Here is a 23,882-nt window from a genome sequence, read left to right on the forward strand (position 1 = left end):
GTTCGAATTAGCCAGCTAAATTACTTAATTTATTTTAAAAAATCGTTGATTGTCTTAGTTATGAACTCCAATTGCTCAGTATCTAATTCGGTATGCATTGGTAGAGAAATAACTTCATCAATTAATTGATTAGTTATTTTAAAATCATTTTCATCATAACGATCATCTTTATATGCTTTTTGAGCATGTAAAGGAACAGGATAATAGATAGCATTTGCAATACCATTATCTAATAAATGTTGATGTAATTCGTTCCTTTTTCCGTTTGTGATTTTTAAGGTGTATTGATGAAAAACATGGCAATTACAAGTGTCACAAATTTCTCTACAAGAACTGGTAGTTGGAGTTATAATATTCGGATTGTTAGCGAATGTATTGTTATAAAAACGCGCCGCATTTCTTCGAGCTTCACAATAGGAATCTAATAAGGGTAATTTTGCTTTTAAAACAGCTGCTTGAATAGAATCTAATCTTGAATTTACACCAACAACATCATGATAGTAACGTTTGTACATTCCATGATTTACCATGCCGCGTAATGTGTGGGCTAATTCATCATCATTAGTAAAAATAGCACCACCATCACCATAACATCCTAAATTTTTAGAAGGGAAAAATGACGTTGTTCCAACATGCCCTATAGTTCCAGCTTTCTTTTTAGAACCATCTTTAAAAGTGTAATCTGCCCCAATTGCTTGTGCATTATCTTCAATAACAAATAAATTATGTGCTTCGGCAATTTCCATAACAGCGTCCATATTGGCAACTTGCCCAAATAAATGAACAGGAATAATTGCTTTGGTTTTTGGCGTAATTGCTTTTTTTAACGCATCAATATCAATATTAAATGTATCTGGTTCAACATCAACTAAAACGGGTGTTAATTTTAATAAGCTAATCACTTCTACAGTTGCAGCAAAAGTAAAATCAGCAGTAATTACTTCATCTCCTTGTTCTAAACCTAAACCCATCATAGCAATTTGCAATGCGTCGGTTCCGTTAGCACATGGAATTACATGTTTTACATCTAAATATTTTTCTAAATCAGCTTGAAATTCTTTAACATAAGGACCGTTAATATATGCTGATGAATTTAGAACTTCTTGAATAGAGTTATCAACCGTTTCTTTTATTTTTTGATATTGACCTTGTAAGTCAACCATTTGAATTTTTTTCATTCTGAAAGTGAATTTACAACATCAAAAATACAAATTAAATTTCTCTTATCTTTGGGTAAAATCCGAATAAAAAATGAAGTTGATTAAAAAATTTTTAAAAATTGCTGTTGCTTTAATTTTAATAGTTATTGTTGGTCTTTTCTTCTATTTGAGAAGTTTTTCGCCGATGTATAATGGTGAGTTAGAGATTGCAAATTTAACTGATGAAGTTACTGTTTATTTTGATGATATTGGCGTACCACATATAAATGCTCAAAATCAAAAAGATGCATATACGGCTTTTGGATATGTACATGCGCAAGATAGATTGTGGCAAATGGAGTTAATTAGAAGAATTGCTGCTGGTAGATTGTCAGAGCTTTTTGGAAAAGAATTGATACGTACGGATAAGTTTTTCTCTGGATTAGGTATTGAAGAAGCTTCGGAAAAAACTATTGCAGAATTAGATAAAACAAGTGAAAGATATCAATATGTTATGGCTTATTTGGATGGAATAAATCAGTATATCGAAAATGGAAAAACACCTTTAGAATTTACGCTGATTGGTCTAAAAAAAGAAAAATATACCATTAAAGATGTGTATAGTGTTTTTGGTTATATGGCCTTTAGTTTTGCTGTTGCTCATAAAACTGACCCTATGTTAACTGAAGTAAAAGAAAAATTAGGATTAGCATATTTTAATGAATTGATAGGTGCGGAGACAGAAAACCTAACCTATATAAAAAGCAGTAAAGACGATAAAATAAAAGGCGATTTTGCGAAAGCAATAAGTGGTTTATACGATAAGCTTCCAATTTCTCCTTTTATAGGAAGTAATTCTTGGGTGATTGCTCCTGAAAAAACAAAGAATGGAAAAGTGATTTTCGCAAATGATCCTCACATTGGATTTTCACAACCTTCAGTTTGGTATCAATCACATATAAAAACGCCAAATTATGAGATGTATGGATTTAATCTGGCATTATCACCTTTTCCTTTATTGGGACATAACAGAAATTATGCATATGGTTTAACGATGTTTGAGAATGATGATGTAGATTTTTACTTAGAAAAAAATAATCCAGAGAATGAGATGGAATATCAAACTCCTAATGGATATGTGAAATATGACATTAGAGAAAAACGGATTAAAATAAAAGGAGAAAAAGATTCTGTGTATCAAATAAAAGTGAGTAAACATGGACCTCTTATGAATGGTGTTATTGATTTTCTTGATGATGAACGTCCAATTGCCATGCAATGGATTTATACAAAACATCAAAATAAATTATTAGATGTTGGTTATGAGATATCACACGCTACATCTTTAGCAGAATTTAAAGAAGGTGCAAAAAAATTACATGCGCCAGGTTTAAATATGATGTATGGTGATGCAAAAGATAATGTAGCTTGGTTTGCTTCAGGAAAGTTGTATAAATACAGAGATTCTTTATACACAAAAACTTTTTTAGATGGAACCTCTGGAAAAGATGAAATTGTAGAATATTTAGATTTTAATAAAAATCCGCAATCAATAAATCCGCCTTGGGGATATGTGTATTCTGCCAATAATCAGCCAGATTCTATAGCAGGAATGTTATATCCTGGTTATTACTTAGCCGAAAATAGAGCAAAACGAATTGTAGAGTTATTAGAAGCTAAAAACGACTTCACAAAAGAAGATGTAGCAACCATGTTATACGATGTTGTTTCTCCAACGGCACCAGTTGTGATTAAAAGTTTATTAAATTATTTAGACGACTCTGATTTTTCTGCAAGTCAGAAAATTGCCATAAATTATTTAAAAACTTGGAAAGGAAATTATAATAAAGATGAAGTTGCTCCAGTTATTTATAATCGATTTGTATATGAGTTTCAGAAAAATACATTTGCTGATGAAATGGGTAAATCTTTTAATCAGTTTGTAAATACACCTTTTGTAGAAAAAGTTTTACCAGTTCAAGCAGAAAAAGAAAAATCGATTTGGTGGGATGATATTTCTACGAAGGATACAGTAGAAAGTAAGCAAGAAATTATTAATAAATCATTTGTAAATACATTTACGTTTTTACAAAATCAATTAGGAGAAAATGTAGATAATTGGACATGGAATAGAGTTGCTTCTGTTGAGTATGAACATGCTATAGGAAAAGCTGGCGGTTTACTAAGAAAATATTTTAATGTTGGGCCATTTGAAACTATTGGTGGAGATCAGGTGATTAATAATCAGATATTTAATATTGATTCTACTGGGTATTATAAAATAAAAGCAGGTCCATCAACACGTAGAATTGTAGATTTTTCTGATGTAGAAAATAGCTTAGCAATTTTACCTACTGGACAATCCGGAAATAGAGCTAGTGAGCATTATAAAGATCAAGCTCAAAAGTATTTAAATGGTGAGTTTGTAAAAATGAGACTTAATGCGTCTGATATTAGGAAAAGTAAAAATGTGTTGATTTTGAAGCCGAAGAAATAGTTATTGATGATTTTGATTTATAACCTGATCAAGTGTTAGTTTTTTATAAACTATATCCATACTTTGAGCATATTCTTCAATTGTATTTTTATAACCAATGGCTTTTCTAAGTTCATTAACTTTTTCAGGATTTTTAATTGGCCAAATAAAATATTTCCATTCTATTTTTCCTGTTTTATTGTTTTTAATTTCTCTACCTGAAGCTTGAGTACCATAAATTTGTTCTTTTTTTTGATACATTAATAATCTATCCTGCATCATTGCTACTAAAGTCATAGGTATTTCTTTTTGTTTACCTGCTTTTTCAATTAAAGTAAAGTGTTTTTCAATAATATTCTTTCTAGAATGTTGAATTACATACCATGCAGCTTTATTGGTTGGTTCTCCTACTAAACTTTTTCCTGGGTATCCATTTTTTTTGATTATTGACTCAACTTTAATTTGATTTAAACTATCATGTTTATTTATGATAACCCACTTCTTTTTTTGAAATTCCTCTAAAGTATATCCTTGTTCTTTAAGGAATTTTTTATAATTTTTAGTAGGACTGTTTAATAAATATCTAAATGTTTGGTCAACATTATAAATACTGTCTAGTTCTTTTTTTAAAGCTTCTTTGTTTATTTTTCTTTTACATGATGTTGTAAAGTGAATAAGGAAAATTAATAAAATAATTTTTTTCATAATACTAGTTTTTATCTTTCCTTATAAACTTCATCAAAAGGAATTCTAAAACGATCGCCATAAACACCTTCTGGCTTTCTGATTCCGCAAGATACAATCATATTTATTTCAGAACCATAAGGCAGTTTAAGTAATTTTTTTAAGCGCCAAGTATCCGAACCTTCCATTGGGCATGTGTCATAGTTTTCTGCTGCCATAGATAGCATAAATGTTTGTGCAGCTAAACCACACGTTTTATGAGCTACAATTCGCATATCGCTATTTCTAACTTCTCGATACATGGGTTTAAATAAACCTGTAATTAAAATCATTAAATATTTAAAGTAACCAAGAATACCTAAAAATTCTGTGTACGCAAACGGAATTATTTTTCCGTAATAATTTCTGGCTACTTTTTCTCTTCCACGTTGTTCAGATTTTGGATTGTTTTTTCCGAACACCTTATCCATGAAACCTAAATTAGCTTTTGCACGTTTTTTCCATAAATCCTTTCTCACTATAAAAACCACTAATTGTTGTGCTGTTTTTGCAGCATTCTGATTAAAACACATTGGTGCAATTTTATCAATGGTTTCTTTTGAAGTTATATGATAAAACTCCCACAACTGCATATTGCTACTAGTTGGAGCTAAACTAGCTTGCTCTAAACATTTTTTAACAATCGATTTGTCAATTGGTTTTTCAGCATCGTAAATTCTTACAGAACGTCTATAGTGTATAGCTTCTGAAACTGTTTTTTCTGACATAAATTTTAAGAAATTTCTTCTAGTTTTTTATTCATTAATCTAAACCAAAGTGGTGGGAATAATGATAAAATCATCATTCCAGGATATCCTGTTGGCATTTGCGGACTTTCTGGTAAAGACTTTAATAATTGATAATGTTTTGCTCCGTTATAATGATGATCTGAATGACGTGATAAATTAAACAACATTGCCTGCCCAATGGCATGGTCGGAGTTCCAAGAGTGCGTTCTTTTCACCCGTTCAAAACGACCGTGATCATTTTTATTTCTAAGTAAACCGTAGTGTTCTATATAATTTACGGTTTCTAATTGTATAATTCCAAAAACAGCTGCTGCAATAAAAGCGAGCAGTACAAAAATTCCTAAAAAATAATAAATATTACTTAAGATAAGAATGTTGCAAAGAGTGTATATAACCATTCTATTTTGAAGATGAAACCAACTTCTATTACTTTCTTTTAATCGTTTATTTTCTAAATTCCATGCTTGAAAATAACTAGAGAAATGAGAGCGTATATAAAAAGTGTAAATCAGTTCATTTTTTCTAGCAGTAGCAGCGTCTTTTGGTGTGGCTACATTAAAATGATGTCCTGCATTATGATACGGTAAAAAATGTGCATTTAAAGAGGTGAGAAGTAGTAATTCTCCTAAAAACTCATCAAATCGATTATTTCTATGTCCTAATTCATGTCCAACATTTAAGCCAATGGCACCGCATAATAATCCCATAGAAATAATTCTTCCTATAAGCTCTAGATTTGATAAATTAACGTCTTGTACTGCATCAAAAAATAGATATAGAAATATAAATTGTATAGGTACTGTAGCGTATAAAATAGCAGTGTAAATTTTATTTTCTTTCTCCTTTTTTTCTTCGTCTTTTGTGAAATTGTACTTGTTAGGTTTAAAAATTAATTCCACTAAAGGCATTATTATAAAAAAAATAATAAAAGGTAAATGGCAAAGCCAACCATAAGAATTAAAAGAGATATATGCTGTTACGGGGAGTATGAAAATAGATAAATATTTTAGAGCTTTCATTAAGTGATAAATGTTTCTCTAAAGATAGTAATATCTAGCATGCGCTCCAAATAGCTTCTTTTGGTGTTGGCGCTTTTATAAAAATATTTTCTTTCGAAATTGGGTGGACAAACTCAATTTTTCTAGCATGTAGATGAATGCTTCCGTCTTTGTTACTTCTTTTAGCTCCGTACTTTAAATCACCTTTTATTGTGCTTCCAATAGAGGATAGTTGTACTCTAATTTGATGATGTCTACCTGTTTCTAAATCAATTTCTAATAGATAATAGTTGTCTAATTTTTTTAGAGTTTTGTAGTGAAGTATTGCTTTTTTACTTCCATCAGTTTCCTTAATAAAAGAAGTCGATTTATTATTTTTTGGATTCTTCTTTAAAAAATGAATTAAAGTATCTGCTGCTTTTTTTGGTTGATTCTTTACAACTGCCCAATATGTTTTTTTGATGGTTTTTTCACGGAGCATTTTATTTAATCGCTCTAGTGCTTTTGAAGTTCTTGCAAAAATTACAATTCCAGTTGTGGGCCTGTCTAATCGATGAACCGTACCGAGATAAACATTACCTGGTTTATTGTATTTTTCTTTGATGTATTCCTTAACAACATCGCTTAACGGTTTGTCACCAGTTTTATCACCTTGTACAATATCACCTGCTCTTTTATTGACAATAATAATATGATTGTCTTCAAATAAAACCTGTAAATTGTCTTTGTGAGAATGCATTGTTGATTATTTAAAATCTTTAGCTACATCTTCGTTTACGCCATCAATAAAATCTAAAAATTCTTTACGTCCTAAACCTGTTGAAGATGAGGTTAAGAAATTTATTGGTAATGTTTCCCAATGTTGAAGTAATTTCTTTTTATAAGAAGTTATTTGTTTGTTTAATTTAGAGCTTCCTAATTTATCAGCTTTTGTAAAAACGATACAAAAAGGAATTTGATTTTCACCTAGAAACTTCATGAATTCCAAATCAATTTTTTGCGGATCATGTCTGGAATCAATTAAGACAAAAGTACAAACCAATTGCTCTCTTTCTTTGAAGTAATTTTCTATGAAATATTGAAATATGGTTCTTTTCTTTTTAGAAACTTTAGCATACCCATAGCCAGGTAAATCTACTAAAAACCAATTATTATTTATTTTAAAATGATTAATAAGCTGAGTTTTTCCTGGTTTTCCAGAGATTTTCGCCAAATCTTTACGCTCCATTAACATATTGATGAGCGAAGATTTACCAACATTAGATCGTCCAATAAAAGCGTATTCTGGAAGTCTATCTTTGGGAGCTTTAGTAACATTACTATTGCTCATTATAAATTCTGCCGATTTAATTTTCATTGGAACTAAATATTTCTAGAACTAAGCCAGTCTTGTAGAATTTGATTGAATTCTTTTGGGGTTTCCATCATGGCTGCGTGCCCACATTTATCAATCCAAAATAAATCTGAATCGGGTAAAAGTTTGTGAAAATCTTCAGCAACTTCTGGTGGTGTAACACCGTCTTGTTTTCCCCAAATTAAACAAGTAGGTTGTTTCATGTTAGGAATATCAGCAGCCATATTATGTCTAATTGCACTTTTTGCAATCGACAATGTTTTTAAGGCTTTCATTCTGTCATTTACGGTAACAAAAATCTCATCAACCAATTCTTTGGTTGCAATTTTTGGATCATAAAAAACTTCTTCTGCTTTTTGCTTAATATAATCGTAGTTTCCTCTTTTGGGGAAACTGTCTCCCATAGATTTTTCATACAAACCAGAACTTCCTGTTAGAACAAGTGCCGCAACATCTTCTGGATAATGTTTTAGGTAATACAAAGCAATATGACCGCCTAAAGAATTCCCTAATAAAACAACTTTATTTAGCTTTTTATATTCAATAAATTCATGAAGGTATTTTGCTAAATTCTTGACATTCGTTTTTATTAAGGGAAGTGTATAAAGAGGTAATTCAGGAATTAAAACTTTATATCCGTTTTTAGGAAAATGAGAAAAAGTATGTTCAAAATTACTTAAAGCTCCCATTAAACCATGAAGTACAACTATAGCTTGACCTTCACCAGCTTCTGCAAACGTAAAATCTCCTTCAGTCCTTAATTTTTCAGTCATTAAATTTTTGGTTTGACGTAACGACAAATGTAACTTTTTTTTATCAAATATTCACTTTTATTATTTGCGATCAATTTTAAAGCTCTTGTCCGCTAATCTCTCGGTTTTTGATTTCAAATGATAGGAAATTGCAATAAAGTGGTAAAAAGTGGTAAAAAGTGGTAAATATTTTATATTTTTGAGGCTTATGGAAAATTCTCAATAGTTGATAAACCTAATTGGAACATACGAATGTAAAGCTGATGCTAAAGGGAGGATGATGTTTTCATCTGCCTTTAAAAAGCAATTGGCGCCTGTGTTGCAAGATGGTTTTGTGGTAAAAAGAGCAGTTTTTCAGCCTTGTTTGGAATTGTATCCGATGAAAGAATGGAATTTGATGATGGAGAAAATCAACAAGTTAAACAGGTTTGTGAAAAAGAATAATGATTTTATTAGAAGGTTTACTGCTGGTGTGAAAATGGTAGAATTGGATGCTTCCGGTAGAATACTAATTCCAAAAGATTTATGTCAGTTTGCAGGGATTCAAAAACAAATTGTTTTGTCTTCGGCAGTGAATATTATTGAAGTTTGGGATAAGGAGAAATATGAAAAAGCTATCGACGACGCTGCGGTGGATTTTGCTGATTTAGCAGAAGAAGTAATGGGCAATACAGATAGTGATGAGTTATCATAACCCAGTTCTTTTACATGAGAGTATAGATGCCTTAGACATTAAAAAAGATGGGGTGTACGTTGATGTTACTTTTGGTGGCGGCGGACATTCTAGAGAGATTTTGAAAAGGCTAGGAGATAAAGGAAAGTTGTTTGGATTTGATCAGGATCCAGATGCTTTGGAAAATAATATAAACGACGATCGTTTTGTGTTAATTCCAGAAAACTTCCGATTTATTTCTAGGTTTTTGAGGTTTCATAATATTAAAAAGGTAGATGGAATTTTAGCAGATTTAGGAGTTTCATCTCATCAATTTGATGAAGCGGAAAGAGGTTTTTCAATCCGTTTTGATGGAGATTTAGATATGAGAATGAATCAGAAATCTAAAGTGTCTGCAAAAGAAATCATCAATAAGTATGATGAAGAAAGATTAGCAAACATTCTGTTTTTGTATGGAGAATTAAGAAACTCTAGAAATATTGCAAGAACAATTGTAGAAGCTAGAGAAGATGAGAAAATAGAAACAAGTTTTCAGCTTAGAGAAGTGCTTAAGAGATTTCTTCCAAAAGCAAGAGAACATAAAATATTAGCACAGATATTCCAAGCAATTAGAATAGAAGTAAATGAAGAGTTGGATGTGCTTAAAGAATTTTTAGAACAAACACCAGGATTGTTAAAAGAAGATGGAAGGTTAAGTGTAATCTCTTATCATTCATTAGAAGACAGATTGGTGAAACGATATATCCGAACAGGATTATTTAGTGGCGAGCCCGAAAAAGATTTTTTTGGAAACACAAGTGAACCGTTGCAAAAAGTTGGAAAGTTAATAGCGCCTACCCCAGAGGAAGTTAACATAAACAATAGGGCTCGCAGCGCTAAATTAAGAGTAGCAAGATTAAAGCAATAAGGGTTAAGTTATTGACGATAATAAGTCAAAAACATAATGCTTAGAGCATAAAGCGTATTTATGTCCAAGGTGAAAAAAAGTGTATACGGTATTCTAAAAGGAAATTTCCTTACAGATGAATCGGCTTTTAAAAACTGGCGGATATTAATTTTTATCGTTGCTCTTTTGCTAATAATGATTTCTAGTGCTCATAAGGCAGATAAAAAAGTAATACAAATTTCAAATCTTAATAAAGAAAAAAGAGAGTTAAGAGCAGAATATATAGATACCGGAAATATTTTAATGCAAATGAAAATGGAATCTAATATAAAAAGTAAAGTAGCTGCAATTGGATTGAAAGCTGCTAAAACACCACCTAAAAAGATAAAAGTAATATTTAAAGACTAATACATTGGCAACCCACAAGAAAAGCATACTTAACAAATTCTACATTGTAGCTGCTTTTATGACGCTTTTCTTATTGGCAATAATCTTTAGAGTTTTTAATTTACAATACATTCAGGGAGAGAAATATAAGAGGCTTTCTACCGAAAGAAATATAAAGCAAGACACTGTTTATGCAAATAAAGGAAATGTGTATGCTGCTGATGGAAATTTATTAGCAACGTCTATGTCTAAGTATACCATTAGAATGGATGCAGTTGCTGTAAAAGACAAAATATTTTATGCCAATGTTTTAGAGTTGTCAAAAGAATTGTCAAAAATGTTCGGAAAAACTACAGAACATTATGAGCAACGATTAAGAAATGCTAAAAAAAGTAGAAATAGGTATTTATTAATAGCAAGAAATGTTGGGTACAACGATTATATTAAAATGAAGCAATTTCCCATCTTTAGAAAGGGAGTTTATAGAGGTGGGTTTATTGCTGAACACAAAACTGTAAGAGCGCATCCTATTGGTAAAATTGCAGAAAGAACTATTGGTTATCACGATTTTAGAGGTGATGCAGGGTTAGAGGGAGCGTATGCAAATCATATGAAAGGAGAAAATGGTGTACGTTGGAAGCAGAAAATTGCAAAAGGACAATGGAAGCCTATTAATGATGTAAACGAAAAAGAACCAATTGATGGTCATGATGTAATTACTACCATCGATGTGAATATTCAAGATATTACACATCACGCTTTATTGCAACAATTAGAACATTTTGAGGCAGATCATGGTTGTGCTGTGGTGATGGAAACCAAAACAGGAGAGATAAAAGCAATTGCAAATCTTGGTAGAACCTCTGATGGTAAATATTTTGAAAAAAGAAATTATGCTATTTGGGAAAGTCATGAACCAGGTTCAACATTTAAACTAGCTAGTTTAATGGCGGCTTTAGATGATAAAGTAATAGACACATCAACAGTTGTTGATACAGAAAAAGGTAGAATATATATTCATAATAGAAAAGTAGAAGATTCTCAGCGTGGTGGATACGGAAAAATTTCTGCGGCTAGAGTTTTTGAAGTTTCTTCTAATGTGGGTATCGTAAAACTGATTAAAAAACATTACGATGAAAAGCCTGAAAAATTTATATCAAAAATAAAAGAGTACGGGTTTACAAAAAAAATAGGGTTACCAATTAAAGGAGAAGGAAAGCCATTTGTGCCAACTCCAAAAAACAAAAAACGTTGGAATAAAATTTCTTTAGAATGGATGGCATGGGGTTATGGGGTTTCAGTAACTCCTTTACAAACATTAATGTTTTATAATGCTGTTGCAAATGATGGAGTTATGGTAAAGCCTCGTTTTATTAAAGAGTTAAGAAGAGAAGATAAAGTAGAAAAAGTTTATGAGACTGAAATTGTAAACGCAAGAATTGCATCTAAAGAAACCATAAAGAAAATAAAGACAGTGATGGAAAATGTGGTTGTTAAAGGAACTGCAGATAATATTTATTCACCAAACTTTTCTATGGCAGGAAAAACAGGAACTGCTAAAAAATACATTCCAAGACATAAAAATAATAAAGGAGAAACCATTTCTGGTCATTATTCAAATAAACACTATGTAGCGTCATTTGCAGGTTTTTTTCCAGTTGAAAATCCTAAATATTCTTGCATTGTTGTGGTTCATGATCCGAAGAAAGAAAAAGGATATTATGGAGCCATAGTTGCTGCGCCAGTATTTAAAGAAATTGCTCAAAAAATATACACCACAACACCTGTTGATGTACAATCTGTTGATGATAATGTGCAGATATCAGCATTAGATAAGTTGTTTAATAAATATGGAAACGCATTAACTAATACAAATAATACAATTCCAAATGTTAAAGGAATGTCTGGTATGGATGCGATTTCATTGTTAGAAAATATTGGATTGAAAGTCCGTTTTACGGGTACAGGAAAAGTTACTTATCAATCTTTATCGAAAGGACAAAAAATAAAAAAAGGAACAACCATAACTCTAAAGTTAACCTAATTGAAAATACTTAAAGATATATTATATAAGGTTTCTGTAAATGCTGTTTTTGGCGATACAAATATTGGTGTGAAAAGCATTGTATTTGATTCTAGAAAAACTGAACAAAATACTGTCTTTATAGCATTAAAAGGAACATTGGTAGATGGTCATGAATATATCGAAAAAGCCATAAAGTTAGGAGCAACGTCTATCATTTGTGAAGATATTCCTAAAGATAAAAATGAAGGAATTACCTATGTGCAAGTTGAAAATTCAAATTCAGCATTAGCTATAATGGCTTCTAATTTTTTCGAAAACCCTTCAACAAATTTACAGTTAGTTGGTGTTACAGGAACTAATGGTAAAACTACCGTTGCATCATTGTTGTATCAACTCTTTAAGAAAGCAGGATATAAAGTTGGTTTACTATCTACCGTAAAAATTATGGTTGATGAGGTTGAGTATAAAGCAACCCATACTACTCCAGATTCTGTAACAATCAATCAATATTTAGATACGATGGTTGAAGCTGGTGTGGCCTATTGTTTTATGGAAGTAAGTTCTCATGGGATTCATCAAAAAAGAACTGCTGGCTTACATTTTGCAGGTGGAATTTTCACAAATCTTTCCCACGATCATTTAGATTATCACAACACATTTGCAGAATATAGAGACACTAAAAAAATATTCTTTGATGAGTTACCAAAAACGGCATTTGCATTAATAAATATTGATGATAAGAATGCTGGTTTTATGCTGCAAAATTCGAAAGCAAAAAAATATTCGTATGCATTAAAAACCATAGGAGATTATAAGGCTAAGATTTTAGAAAAACGTTTTTCCGGAACATTAATAAATGTTAATGGAATAGAAGTGTGGACGAAATTGATAGGAGAATTTAATATCTATAATTTATTAGCAATTGTAGGAACAGCCCAATTATTAGGACTCGAAAGATTAGAAGTCTTGCGGATAATAAGTGAGTTAGAAAGTGTAAGTGGACGTTTTCAGTATACAATTTCAAAAGAAAATATTACGGGAATTGTAGATTATGCACATACACCAGATGCTTTAAAAAATGTGTTAGAAACAATTAATGATATAAGAACTGGTAACGAAAAAGTGATTACCGTTGTAGGATGTGGTGGCGATAGAGACAAAACTAAAAGACCAAAAATGGCGCATATAGCTTCTCAATTAAGTAATCAAGCAATATTTACTTCAGACAATCCAAGAACAGAAAATCCACAAACCATTATTGATGAAATGGAAGTTGGAGTTTCGCCAGAAAATTATAAAAAAACATTATCGGTTTTAGACAGAAAACAAGCAATAAAAGCAGCTTGTAAATTTTCTGAACCAGGAGATATTGTTTTAGTCGCAGGAAAAGGGCATGAAAATTATCAAGAAATAAACGGAGAACGTTTTCATTTTGATGATATGGAAATAGTTACAGAATGTTTTAACCAACTAAAAAAATTATAAATGCTGTATTATTTATTTCAATATTTAGAAGAACAATTTAATCTTACGGGAGCTAGTGTGTTTCAATTTATCACTTTTCGTGCAGCTGCTGCTTTTATTGTTTCATTATTGATTTCTGCTATTTTCGGTAAGAAAATTATTAGGTTTTTACAAAAACAACAGGTAGGAGAAAGTATACGTGATTTAGGTTTAGAAGGACAAGCGGAAAAAGCAGGAACTCCAACTATGGGTGGAATTATTATCATTATGGCAACCTTAATTCCTGTGTTATTATTAGCGAAATTAGAAAATATTTACATCATCATTTTATTGATTACCACAGTTTGGATGGGGTTAATTGGTTTTACTGATGATTATATAAAAGTATTTAAAAAAGACAAGCAAGGTTTAAAAGGGAAGTTTAAAGTTTTAGGTCAAGTTGGATTAGGAATTATCGTTGGTTCGATGCTTTATTTCCATCCAGATGTAACCATGAAAGAACAATTGCCAAAAGCAGAACAAATAGAGCAAGCTAATGGTAAAATAAAAGTTTTTGGAGATGCAGAAAAGTCAACAAAAACGACAGTTCCGTTTTTAAAAGACAACGAATTAGATTACGCAAAAGCATTAAGTTTTTTAGGTGATGATTATCAAAAGTATGGTTGGATTGTCTTCATTTTTATTGTTGTTTTTATAGTGACGGGAATTTCTAATGGGGCAAATTTAACAGACGGAATAGATGGCTTAGCAGCAGGAACATCAGCCATTATGGTAATTACGCTCGCGGTTTTTGCATGGGTTTCGGGTAATATCATTTTCGCAGATTATTTAGATGTAATGTATATCCCTAAATCGGGAGAAATGACAGTTTTTATACTTGCTTTTGCAGGAGCTTTAATAGGTTTTCTTTGGTACAACACGTATCCAGCACAAGTATTTATGGGAGATACAGGGAGTTTAACAATTGGTGGAATTATCGCAGTAATAGCAATAGCAATTAGAAAAGAATTGTTGTTGCCAATTCTTGCTGGAGTATTTGTTGTAGAAAATTTATCAGTGATGTTACAAGTTTCTTGGTTTAAATACACAAGAAAAAAATATGGTGAAGGAAGACGAATTTTTAAAATGTCACCCTTACATCATCATTATCAGAAATTAAGTTATCACGAAAGTAAAATTGTTACACGTTTTTGGATTGTTGGTGTTTTGCTAGCAGTGCTAACAATTGTAACTCTAAAATTAAGATAGTGTGAAAAAACTAGTTGTTTTAGGAGGTGGAGAGAGTGGAGTTGGTACAGCTATTTTAGGAAAGCAAAAAGGATATAAAGTCTTTGTTTCAGATAAAGGAAGTATATCAAATAAATATAAAGAAGTTCTTTTAAATAATGAGATAGATTTTGAAGAGAATCAGCATACAGAAAGTGAGATTTTTAATGCTGATGTTGTGATGAAAAGCCCTGGAATTCCAGATAAAGTAGCCTTAGTTCAAACGTTACTAAAAAAAGGTATTCTAGTTATTTCAGAAATAGAGTTTGCATCACAATTTACAGATGCTACTATTGTTGGAGTTACAGGTTCTAATGGTAAAACTACCACAACAATGCTAACGCATCATCTTTTAAAATCTAGTGGGATTCATGTTGGAATGGCAGGTAATATTGGTGATAGTTTTGCGCTTCAAATTGCAGAACAAAACCATAAAAACTATGTGTTAGAATTAAGTAGTTTTCAATTAGATGGAATCGAGAAGTTTAATTCACACATTGCCATAATAACCAATATTTCTCCAGATCATTTAGATAGATATGATTACGATTACAACAAGTATATCGCGTCAAAGTTTAGAATCAGTCAGAATCAAACCCCTGATGATTTTTTAATATACGATGCTGATGATGATGCGATTAATACTTGGTTAAAAAACAATAAAACAAAAGCAACATTAATACCTTTTTCTATAAAAAGAGAATTAGAATTTGGTGCTTTTTTAAAAGATAAAAACATAATAACAATTATTAATACCAAACAATTCAAGATGCCATTAACTAAGTTATCATTACAAGGAAATCATAATATTAAAAATGCAATGGCTGCCACGTTGTCTGCGCAATTATTGAATGTAAGAAAGCAAAATATTGCAGAAAGCTTATCAAACTTTGAAGGTGTAGAACATCGTTTAGAAAATGTTCAAAAAATTAGAGGTGTGCAGTTTATTAATGATAGCAAAGCTACCAATGTAAATGCAACTTTTTATGCTTTGGAATGTATGAAAACTCCTACAGTTTGGATAGTTGGTGGTGTAGATAAAGGAAATGATTATACAGATTTAATGCCATTAGTAAGAGAAAAAGTAAAAGCTATTGTTTGTTTAGGCGTAGATAATTCTAAGATTTTAGAAACGTTTGGGAATGTTGTAGATGTTTTTGTAGAAACAGCAGGAGCTGAAGAAGCAGTAAAAGTGGCTAAAAAAATATCAGAAAAAGGAGATACTGTTTTATTATCGCCTGCATGTGCAAGTTTTGATTTATTTAATAATTACGAGGATAGAGGACGTCAATTTAAAGCGGCAGTTAGAGGTTTATAAAAAGAATGAAAACCATTTTACAACATATAAAAGGTGATAAAACCATTTGGGCAATTGTAGCTGTTTTGGCAATACTTTCCTTTATGCCAGTTTATAGCGCAAGCACAAACTTAGTATATGGTGTAGGTTCTGGATCTACTTTAGGATATTTAATTAAACATATGGTGCTGTTAATAATGGGTTTTGCTATTATTTATGGCGTTCATAAAATTCCGTATAGATATTTTAGTGGCGGTTCAGTTATAATGTTACCAGTAGTTGTTATTCTACTGATTTTTACGTTAGCACAAGGCACAACCATTGGAGGGGCAAATGCAAGTAGATGGATTCGTATTCCGTTTGTTGGTATTGGTTTTCAAACATCCACATTGGCAGGTTTGGTGTTGATGGTCTATGTGTCTAGATATTTAGCAAAAAACAAAGAAAGAGAAATTCAGTTTAAAGAAAGTTTATTACAACTTTGGTTGCCAGTTGCAGCAGTATTGATATTGATTTTACCTGCAAATTTTTCTACTACGGCTATAATTTTTTCAATGATATTATTAATCACTTTTATTGGTGGTTACCCATTAAAATATATCGCATTTATTTTAGGAATAGGAATTGTTGCGTTAACCTTTTTTATTCTGATAGCAAAAGTGTTTCCTGATGCAATGCCAAATAGAGTAAATACTTGGCAAAGTAGAATTGAGAATTTTTCCAAAGCAGACGGGTCTGAAAGTTATCAAGTAGAAAAAGCAAAGATAGCAGTCGCAACGGGTGGAATTGTTGGGAAAGGTCCTGGTAAAAGTGTGCAAAAGAATTTTCTACCTCAATCATCTTCAGATTTTATTTATGCAATTATAGTAGAAGAATACGGTTTAATTGGTGGATTTGTAATTGTATTTATTTACTTTTTATTACTCTTTAGAATTTTTATTGTGGTACGGAAAACCACAACAATTTTCGGAACATTATTGGTTTTGGGAGTTGGTATTCCAATCATATTTCAAGCAACAATTAATATGGCGGTAGCAACAAATATTTTTCCCGTTACTGGTCAAACACTACCGCTTATAAGTAGTGGAGGAACTTCAATTTGGATGACCTGTTTTGCACTTGGAATGATATTAAGTGTGAGTGCATCAAAAGATGAGACAGAAGAAGATATTTTAGATGATAACCCTTTAGATATACTCCATGAAACAATCGATTAACATCATAATTTCTGGAGGTGGAACAGGCGGACATATTTATCCAGCGATTGCGATTGCGAATGAATTAAAATTACGTTATCCAGAAGCTAACTTTTTATTTGTTGGCGCAAAAGATAAAATGGAGATGGAAAAAGTTCCTCAAGCGGGATATGAAATTAAAGGATTGTGGATTTCTGGAATTCAAAGAAAACTAAGCTTAAAAAATTTATCATTTCCATTTAAATTAATCAGTAGTTTGTGGAAAGCAAATTCAATTATTAGAAATTTCAAACCTGATGTTGCTATCGGAACAGGCGGGTTTGCGAGCGGACCAACTTTAATGGCAGCGAATAGGAAAAAGATACCAACTTTAATTCAAGAACAGAATTCATATCCAGGAATTACGAATAAATTATTGAGTAAAAAAGCACAAAAAATTTGTGTTGCTTACGATCATTTAGAGCGTTTTTTTCCAGAGAATAAAATCATTAAAACTGGGAATCCAGTAAGACAAGATTTATTGTCTATACATACAAAAGTTGAAGAAGCAAATTCGTTTTTTAAACTTAAAAAAGATAAGAAAACAGTATTGGTTTTAGGGGGGAGTTTAGGAGCAAGAAGAGTAAATCAATTAATAGAAAGTCAATTAGATTTTTTTAAAAATCAAGAGGTACAAGTTGTTTGGCAATGTGGTAAATTATATGTGAATGATTATGAAAAGTATAATGAATTTGACGCAATTCAAGTACATCAATTCTTAAACAGAATGGATTTAGCATATGCAGCTTCGGATGTAATAATTTCTAGAGCTGGCGCAAGTTCGGTATCAGAATTATGCATTGTAGGGAAACCAACAATTTTTATTCCTTCTCCAAATGTAGCAGAAGATCATCAAACTAAAAATGCAAAATCTATTGCAGATAAACATGGTGCTATTTTAATTAAAGAAAGTGAGTTGGAAACATTTCCAATTGTATTTGAAACACTTTTAAAAGACGAAGGAAAGCAACAAAGTTTGTCAGAAAATATTAAAGAATTAGCGTTGCCTAGTGCAACATCAGATATTGTAAACGAAATTGAAAAGCTGTTAAATAAGTGAATTTTAAAAGTATAGAAAACGTTTATTTTATAGGTATCGGAGGAATCGGTATGAGCGCTCTTGCAAGATATTTTGCAGCAAATGGGAAAAAGGTTGCCGGATATGATAAGACAGCTACAGATATCACAAATTCGTTAGAAAGTTTAGGTGTCGAGATTCATTTTAAAGATGGTGTAGAAAACATTCCAGGTCAATTTTTAGATCAGAAAAAAACACTTGTGGTATATACACCTGCTGTGTCAAAAGAACATATTGAATTAAATTATTTTATTGAAGCTGGTTTTACTGTTTTAAAACGTGCAGAAGTTTTAGGTAAAGTAACAGAAAACACCTTTTGTTTTGCCGCTGCTGGTACGCATGGAAAAACAACAACATCTTCAATTTTAGGGCATATAATGCAACCTAGTTTAGCAACTTCATTTTTAGGGGGCATTGCAGAGAATTATCAGTCAAATTTAATTCTTGGTGAAGATAAAATTACCGTAGTTGAAGCTGATGAATTTGATAGGTCGTTTTTACAATTATCTCCAAATATTGCATGTATAACATCTATGGATGCAGATCATTTAGATATTTATGGTGAAGCAGAAAGTTTAGAAAATTCGTTTAAAGAATTTGCCGCTAAGGTTTCAGAAAAATTAATCATTGCAAAAGGATTACCTATTAACGGAATTACCTACGCAATAAATGAATCTGCGGATTATAAAGCGCACAATATTAAAATAAACAATGGTCGATATGTTTTTGATGTTGAGACTCCAAATTCTGAAATAAAAAATATTGAGTTTCATCTACCTGGAAAACACAATGTAATGAATGCTTTAGCTGCATTGGCAATGGCAGATGTTTATGGAATTGACTTGCCGAAAATTAAAGAACAGCTAAAAACTTTTAAAGGAGTTAGAAGAAGATTTTCTTATAAAATTAAAACCGATGATTTGGTGTTGATTGATGATTATGCACATCATCCGACTGAGATAAATGCAGTAGAAAATTCAGTAAGAGAAATGTATCCTAATGAAAAAACTTTAGCAGTTTTTCAACCCCATTTATTTAGCAGAACAAAAGATTTTGTAGAAGAATTTGCAAATGCATTATCAAAATTTGATGAAGTTATTTTATTAGATATTTATCCAGCCAGAGAATTGCCACTTGAAGGGGTAACATCTGACTGGTTATTGAAAAAAATTAATTTAAAAAAGAAACAATTATCAACAAAAAAAATGTTGATTGAAGATATTAAAAAATCATCTGCAAAAATTATTACCATTTTAGGTGCTGGAGATATTGGAATGATGGTAGACGAAATCCAAAATGAATTAGAAAAATAACAAAAATTAGAAATTTGAAAAAGTATTTACCACATACAGGTTTATTGTTGTTGCTAGGTTTGTTGCTATTTTTGTATGGGTTTTCTGTTCATAGGAATATGAATAAGAAAATCATAAAAGTTGATATTGAGTTTAAAGAAGAGGTAAACTATTTTCTAACTCATTCGATGGTTAATAAATTGTTAATACAAAACTTTGATGACGTTAAAAAACAAGCAAAAACTGTAATAGATTTACATAAGTTGGAGAAAAAGGTTTTAATGAACCCTTATATAGAAAATGCTTCGGTTTTTTTAACAATAAAAGGTGAGTTAAAATCAACGATAAAACAACGAACACCAATAATAAGGATTGTTGATGGTAGTACCTCTTACTACATTGATAAGCAAGGAGTGAAAGTTCCTCTGTCTTTAAATTATTCAGCACGTGTTCCGTTGGTTTCTGGAGTGAAAAGTGAGAGTGATATTGCGGAAATTATGCAGTTGATGGAATTAATTTTGAATGATGACTTTTTGAAAAAAGAAATAGTTGCCATTCAAAAATTAGAGAACAAAGAATATTTTTTTACAACTAGGAGTGGTGATTATAAAATTGAGTTTGGAAAAATTGAAGAGGCAAGTTTAAAATTTAGAAAACTAAAAGCGTTTTACAACAAAACATTTGTAGATAAAACCATAAAAAAGTATAAAACTATAAACGTAAAATATCACAATCAAGTTGTGTGTACAAAATAAATCAAAATGGAAAACAATAAAATAGCAGTTGGTTTAGACATTGGTACTACCAAAATTGTTGCCATGATTGGTCGTAAAAACGAGTACGGTAAATTAGAGATTTTAGGAATAGGTAAGGCTAAAAGTTTAGGTGTAAAACGTGGTGTGGTAAGTAATATTACACAAACCATACAATCTATTCAACAAGCTGTTGATGAATCGGAAAGTGTTTCTAGTACTAAGATAGATGAAGTTGTAGTTGGTATTGCTGGACAGCATATTAGAAGTTTGCATCATAGTGATTATATCACAAGAGCAAATGCAGATGAAGTAATTGATGAAAACGATATTGAGAATTTAGTAAATCAAGTTCATAAATTAGTGATGTTGCCAGGAGAAGAAATTATTCATGTGTTACCACAAGAATTTAAAGTGGATTCTCAAGCGGATATCAAAGAGCCAATCGGAATGTACGGTGGGCGTTTAGAAGCTAATTTTCATGTAGTTGTTGGACAAGTTTCATCAATCAGAAATATTGGTCGTTGTGTAAAAAGTGCCGGTTTAAATCTAGCGGATATCACTTTAGAACCATTAGCTTCAGCATCAGCAGTATTAAGTCAAGAAGAAAAAGAAGCTGGTGTAGCTTTGATTGATATTGGTGGTGGAACAACAGATTTAGCCATTTTTAAAGACGGAATCATTCGTCATACAGCAGTAATTCCTTTTGGTGGAAATGTAATTACAGATGATATTAAAGAAGGTTGTTCTATTATAGAAAAGCAAGCTGAATTATTAAAAATAAAGTTTGGATCTGCATGGCCAGGAGAAAATAAAGAAACAGAAATTGTTTCTATTCCAGGACTTAGAGGAAGAGAACCTAAAGAAATTACTTTAAAGAATTTATCAAAAATAATACATGCTAGGGTTCAAGAAATTATTGAGCATGTGTATTTAGAAATAAAAAATTACGGTCACGAAACTGCAAAAGGAAAATTAATTGCAGGGATTGTACTTACTGGTGGTGGTTCACAATTAAACCATTTACGTCAGTTAGTAGAATATATTACCGGAATGGATGCAAGAATAGGCTATCCAAACGAACATTTAGCAGGAGAATCTGATGAATCACTTTCTAGTCCGTCTTATGCAACTGCAGTTGGGTTGTTAATGGAAGGATTAGAAAATCATGCAAGAGAAGAGGCTGAAGAAGAAGTTGTTGAAGAAATTGAAACTTCAACAGAAGAAAATGTAGCCGTAGAAGAAGAAAAACCAGTAGAGAAAAAACAGCCTAAAAAGAAATCTTTCTTTGAGAAATTCACAGACGGATTAAAAGATTTTTTAGACAACGCAGAATAAAATATATAATTAATAAACAATTAAAATTGAAAAGTTATTATGAGCGCAGATTTCAATAACATTTCGTTTGAAATGCCTAAAGCACAATCTAATACCATAAAAGTGATTGGTGTTGGTGGTGGTGGAAGTAATGCAGTAAATCACATGTTTACCCAACATATTAAAGGGGTAGATTTTGTAATCTGTAATACAGACTCTCAGGCATTAGAAAACAGTCCAATTCCAAACAAAATTCAGTTAGGTGTAAACTTAACATCAGGTTTAGGAGCTGGAGCAAATCCAGAAGTAGGAGAGAAGGCAGCTAAAGAAAGCATGCAAGAAATTCAGCAAATGTTAAACACGCAAACCAAGATGGTATTTATTACTGCTGGTATGGGTGGAGGAACAGGTACTGGTGCTGCGCCAATTATTGCTAAGATTGCCAAGGATATGGATATTTTAACAGTAGGAATTGTTACTATGCCATTTCAGTTTGAAGGGAGAATGCGCTCGAAACAAGCTCAATTAGGAATTGATCAATTACGTAATAATGTAGATTCTTTAATCGTAATCAACAATAATAAACTTCGTGAAGTATATGGAAACCTTGGTTTTAAAGCAGGTTTTTCTAAAGCAGATGAAGTGTTGTCTACTGCAGCAAAAGGAATTGCAGAAGTAATTACACATCACTATAAGCAAAATATAGATTTACACGATGCTAAAACGGTACTGTCTAATAGTGGAACAGCAATTATGGGTTCTGCAAAAGAAGAAGGAACTAATAGAGCTAAGAATGCGATTGTAAAAGCGTTAGATTCTCCGTTATTAAATGATAATAAAATTACAGGCGCTAAAAATGTACTGCTTTTAATTGTTTCTGGTGGCAGTGAGGTTACCTTAGATGAAATTGGAGAAATCAATGATTTTATTCAAACTGAAGCTGGATATGATGCTAATATAATTATGGGTATTGGTGAAGATGAAGAATTAGGTGATGCTATTTCCGTAACAATTGTTGCTACAGGTTTTGCAGCAGATCAACAAAATACAATTACCAATACTGAAGCTAAAAAAATAATTCATACGCTAGAAGGCGAACAAAAAGCAACCTATGATTTTGAAGATAAAAAGGTTGAAAAAGCATCAGTATTAGAAGAACCAATTGCTCCAAGTGTTGAAAAGAAAATAGTGCATGTTTTAGAAGATAATGTTGAAGAAGTAGTTGAAGAAACAAACCCTTTAATCCAAACAACAGAAGCAATTAAAAACATTAATGTTGTTTTTGATGAAGTTGTTGAAGAAGTTTCTGAAGACGATTTTGTTATCACCAACGCTACAACTATTGAAGCACCAGTAGTAGAAGAAAAACTTGAAGTTCAGGCAGATTTATTATTTGATTTACCATTAAATTCTTTTGAAGAAGTTACTGCAGAAGAAGAAATAGTACACGAAATTACTGCGGAAGAAATAAATCAAGTAGAAGTTCTTGATGAGCAAGAGATTGTTGCTGAGAAAGAAGAGGTTGAAGAAACAAGATTTGTTTTAGAAGATTTTGAAGTGCAGCCTACTATTGGTAAAAGTTCTACAATTTCTAAATCAGATGAAGTAGTGGAAGTTGAAGAAGGATTAAATTTCGAATTAAAAACTGCAACTCCACAAAACGAAATTAATCAGATAGAAACTGAAAGTGAAGAAGTGTCTCCGTTGAGTTTAACAATTGCAGAATTGGAAAATAGAGCAGAACTAAGACGTGAGAAAATGAAAGGTTTCAATTATAAATTTACAGAGCAAGTAAATAAAAACATAGATGATATAGAACGTCAGCCAGCTTATAAAAGAATGGGTGTAGATTTAGACCAAAACAATGCTATTAGTAAGTCTAAAACTACTTTGAGTACAGAGAATGATGATATTCAATTAAACTCAAACAATTCTTTTTTACATGACAATGTGGATTAACCCCTAGATTAGATGGGTAAGTCTTACCCTTTATTAACCGCACTAAAATTTTAGTGCGG

At 31.4% G+C, this 23,882-nt stretch carries 21 protein-coding genes; 14 read left to right on the forward strand and 7 right to left on the reverse strand.

The window, feature by feature from the left end; translation table 11 throughout:
* Positions 1 to 29: 29 nt before the first annotated feature.
* Entirely contained in the window at positions 30 to 1,178 is a 1,149-nt protein-coding gene (locus OD91_RS10560; protein ID WP_144896353.1) for a DegT/DnrJ/EryC1/StrS aminotransferase family protein, read from the reverse strand.
* A gap of 73 nt (positions 1,179 to 1,251) precedes the next feature.
* Between OD91_RS10560 and OD91_RS10565 the strand changes: the two genes are divergently transcribed.
* Positions 1,252 to 3,636: a penicillin acylase family protein gene (locus tag OD91_RS10565; RefSeq protein WP_144896354.1), complete on the forward strand. Its 2,385-nt coding sequence runs from the start codon at positions 1,252 to 1,254 to the stop codon at positions 3,634 to 3,636.
* Here the strand turns inward: OD91_RS10565 and OD91_RS10570 are convergent, their stop codons facing one another.
* Genes OD91_RS10570 through OD91_RS10595 form a run of 6 tightly spaced genes read right to left on the reverse strand, consistent with a single transcriptional unit; the run spans position 3,637 to position 8,212 of the window.
* Complete coding sequence (locus OD91_RS10570) at positions 3,637 to 4,320, reverse strand: DUF6624 domain-containing protein (RefSeq protein WP_144896355.1); 684 nt, start codon at positions 4,318 to 4,320, stop codon at positions 3,637 to 3,639.
* Positions 4,321 to 4,331: 11 nt separating this feature from the next.
* Entirely contained in the window at positions 4,332 to 5,066 is a 735-nt protein-coding gene (locus OD91_RS10575; protein WP_144896356.1) for a nitroreductase family protein, read from the reverse strand.
* A gap of 5 nt (positions 5,067 to 5,071) precedes the next feature.
* Positions 5,072 to 6,106: an alkane 1-monooxygenase gene (locus OD91_RS10580; RefSeq protein WP_144896357.1), complete on the reverse strand. Its 1,035-nt coding sequence runs from the start codon at positions 6,104 to 6,106 to the stop codon at positions 5,072 to 5,074.
* Between the two features lie 34 nt (positions 6,107 to 6,140).
* Complete coding sequence (locus OD91_RS10585; protein ID WP_144896358.1) at positions 6,141 to 6,824, reverse strand: RluA family pseudouridine synthase; 684 nt, start codon at positions 6,822 to 6,824, stop codon at positions 6,141 to 6,143.
* A gap of 6 nt (positions 6,825 to 6,830) precedes the next feature.
* Positions 6,831 to 7,442 (reverse strand): ribosome biogenesis GTP-binding protein YihA/YsxC, encoded by a 612-nt coding sequence (gene yihA, locus OD91_RS10590; protein WP_144896359.1) that lies wholly within the window; start codon positions 7,440 to 7,442, stop codon positions 6,831 to 6,833.
* 5 nt (positions 7,443 to 7,447) lie between these two features.
* The gene (locus OD91_RS10595) at positions 7,448 to 8,212 is read right to left on the reverse strand and encodes an alpha/beta fold hydrolase (protein ID WP_144896360.1); all 765 of its coding nucleotides are present in this window, start codon (positions 8,210 to 8,212) and stop codon (positions 7,448 to 7,450) included.
* Positions 8,213 to 8,417: 205 nt separating this feature from the next.
* On the opposite strand from OD91_RS10595, the gene mraZ reads away from it, so the two are divergent.
* The 13 genes from mraZ to ftsZ are packed head-to-tail and all read left to right on the forward strand — an operon-like array spanning position 8,418 to position 23,823.
* On the forward strand, positions 8,418 to 8,885 hold the full coding sequence (gene mraZ / locus OD91_RS10600) for a division/cell wall cluster transcriptional repressor MraZ (protein WP_144896361.1): 468 nt from the start codon (positions 8,418 to 8,420) through the stop codon (positions 8,883 to 8,885).
* Complete coding sequence (gene rsmH / locus OD91_RS10605; RefSeq protein WP_144896362.1) at positions 8,872 to 9,771, forward strand: 16S rRNA (cytosine(1402)-N(4))-methyltransferase RsmH; 900 nt, start codon at positions 8,872 to 8,874, stop codon at positions 9,769 to 9,771. The genes mraZ and rsmH overlap by 14 nt, the downstream gene beginning before the upstream one ends.
* 60 nt (positions 9,772 to 9,831) lie before the next feature.
* Entirely contained in the window at positions 9,832 to 10,158 is a 327-nt protein-coding gene (locus OD91_RS10610) for an FtsL-like putative cell division protein (RefSeq protein WP_144896363.1), read from the forward strand.
* A 58-nt stretch (positions 10,159 to 10,216) separates the two neighbouring features.
* On the forward strand, positions 10,217 to 12,181 hold the full coding sequence (locus OD91_RS10615) for a penicillin-binding protein (RefSeq protein ID WP_144896959.1): 1,965 nt from the start codon (positions 10,217 to 10,219) through the stop codon (positions 12,179 to 12,181).
* A complete protein-coding gene (locus OD91_RS10620) occupies positions 12,182 to 13,648 on the forward strand; it encodes a UDP-N-acetylmuramoyl-L-alanyl-D-glutamate--2,6-diaminopimelate ligase (protein ID WP_144896364.1) in 1,467 nt (488 codons plus the stop codon).
* Complete coding sequence (gene mraY, locus OD91_RS10625) at positions 13,649 to 14,875, forward strand: phospho-N-acetylmuramoyl-pentapeptide-transferase (RefSeq protein WP_144896365.1); 1,227 nt, start codon at positions 13,649 to 13,651, stop codon at positions 14,873 to 14,875.
* 1 nt (position 14,876) lies between these two features.
* Positions 14,877 to 16,211 carry a UDP-N-acetylmuramoyl-L-alanine--D-glutamate ligase gene (murD, locus tag OD91_RS10630; protein WP_144896366.1) on the forward strand — a complete coding sequence of 445 codons (1,335 nt, stop codon included), beginning with the start codon at positions 14,877 to 14,879 and terminating at the stop codon, positions 16,209 to 16,211.
* Positions 16,212 to 16,216: 5 nt separating this feature from the next.
* Complete coding sequence (locus OD91_RS10635; RefSeq protein ID WP_144896367.1) at positions 16,217 to 17,407, forward strand: FtsW/RodA/SpoVE family cell cycle protein; 1,191 nt, start codon at positions 16,217 to 16,219, stop codon at positions 17,405 to 17,407.
* On the forward strand, positions 17,391 to 18,485 hold the full coding sequence (gene murG / locus OD91_RS10640; RefSeq protein WP_144896368.1) for an undecaprenyldiphospho-muramoylpentapeptide beta-N-acetylglucosaminyltransferase: 1,095 nt from the start codon (positions 17,391 to 17,393) through the stop codon (positions 18,483 to 18,485). The genes OD91_RS10635 and murG overlap by 17 nt, the downstream gene beginning before the upstream one ends.
* Positions 18,482 to 19,816 (forward strand): UDP-N-acetylmuramate--L-alanine ligase, encoded by a 1,335-nt coding sequence (gene murC / locus OD91_RS10645; protein ID WP_144896369.1) that lies wholly within the window; start codon positions 18,482 to 18,484, stop codon positions 19,814 to 19,816. Before murG ends, murC begins: the two co-directional genes overlap by 4 nt.
* A gap of 14 nt (positions 19,817 to 19,830) precedes the next feature.
* On the forward strand, positions 19,831 to 20,550 hold the full coding sequence (locus OD91_RS10650; protein WP_144896370.1) for a cell division protein FtsQ/DivIB: 720 nt from the start codon (positions 19,831 to 19,833) through the stop codon (positions 20,548 to 20,550).
* Positions 20,551 to 20,556: 6 nt separating this feature from the next.
* Positions 20,557 to 21,885, forward strand: coding sequence for a cell division protein FtsA (gene ftsA, locus OD91_RS10655; protein WP_144896371.1), 1,329 nt, complete (start codon positions 20,557 to 20,559; stop codon positions 21,883 to 21,885).
* 39 nt (positions 21,886 to 21,924) lie between these two features.
* Positions 21,925 to 23,823 carry a cell division protein FtsZ gene (ftsZ, locus tag OD91_RS10660; protein WP_144896372.1) on the forward strand — a complete coding sequence of 633 codons (1,899 nt, stop codon included), beginning with the start codon at positions 21,925 to 21,927 and terminating at the stop codon, positions 23,821 to 23,823.
* The last annotated feature ends 59 nt before the right edge of the window (positions 23,824 to 23,882 follow it).

Source organism: Lutibacter sp. Hel_I_33_5 (assembly GCF_007827455.1).
Classification (GTDB): domain Bacteria; phylum Bacteroidota; class Bacteroidia; order Flavobacteriales; family Flavobacteriaceae; genus Polaribacter.